We start from the raw sequence: 1,096 nt of genomic DNA on the forward strand, positions 1-1,096 counted from the left end.
GGAGGCCACCCATGGCTAAGGAAAAGTTTGAACGTTCTAAACCGCACGTTAACATTGGCACGATTGGCCACGTTGACCACGGCAAGACGACCCTGACGGCAGCGATCACGAAGTACTTTGGCGACTTCCAAGCGTATGACCAGATTGATGGCGCGCCCGAAGAGAAAGCCCGCGGTATCACGATTTCGACCGCACACGTTGAGTATGAGACCGAAGGCCGTCACTACGCCCACGTTGATTGCCCCGGCCACGCCGACTACGTCAAAAACATGATCACCGGTGCGGCTCAGATGGATGGCGCAATCCTGGTTGTGAACGCAGCCGATGGCCCCATGCCCCAAACACGTGAGCACATCCTGCTCGGCCGCCAGGTGGGTATCCCCTACATGGTCGTGTACATGAACAAAGTCGACCAAGTGGACGACGAAGAGCTGCTCGAGCTGGTTGAAATGGAAATCCGTGAGCTGCTGTCCTCGTATGAGTATCCCGGCGACGACATCCCCGTTGTGCCTGGTTCGGCTCTTGCAGCCCTCGAAGGCCGCGACGAGAACATCGGTGAGTCCTCGATCCGCAAGCTGATGGAAGAGGTTGACGCCTACATCCCAACGCCTGCACGTGCTGTTGACCAGCCGTTCCTGATGCCCATCGAGGACGTGTTCTCGATCTCTGGCCGCGGGACTGTTGTGACGGGCCGTATCGAGCGTGGCGTTCTGAACGTTGGCGACGAGATCGAAATCGTTGGTATCCGCGACACATCGAAAACAACCTGTACCGGTGTTGAAATGTTCCGCAAGCTGCTGGACCGTGGTGAAGCTGGTGACAACGTTGGCGCCCTGCTGCGCGGTGTTGACCGTGAAGGCGTTGAGCGTGGCCAGGTGCTGTGTAAGCCCGCGTCCGTGAAGCCCCACACGAAGTTCGAAGCTGAGGCCTACATTCTGACCAAAGAAGAAGGTGGCCGTCACACGCCATTCTTCGCGAACTACCGTCCCCAGTTCTACTTCCGTACAACGGACGTGACCGGCACGGTTGAGCTGCCCGCAGGCACCGAAATGGTGATGCCCGGCGACAACCTGAAGTTCAACGTTGAGCTGATCGC

At 58.2% G+C, this 1,096-nt stretch carries 1 protein-coding gene; it reads left to right on the forward strand.

The genetic code is table 11. From position 1 onward, the window contains the following. Positions 1–11 precede the first annotated feature (11 nt). Positions 12–1,096 (forward strand): elongation factor Tu (gene tuf, locus PM04_RS17220; protein WP_038009151.1); only part of this gene is annotated, 1,085 nt, incomplete at its 3' end.

It is taken from the genome of Thalassobacter sp. 16PALIMAR09 (assembly GCF_000765485.1).
GTDB lineage: Bacteria > Pseudomonadota > Alphaproteobacteria > Rhodobacterales > Rhodobacteraceae > Thalassobacter > Thalassobacter stenotrophicus.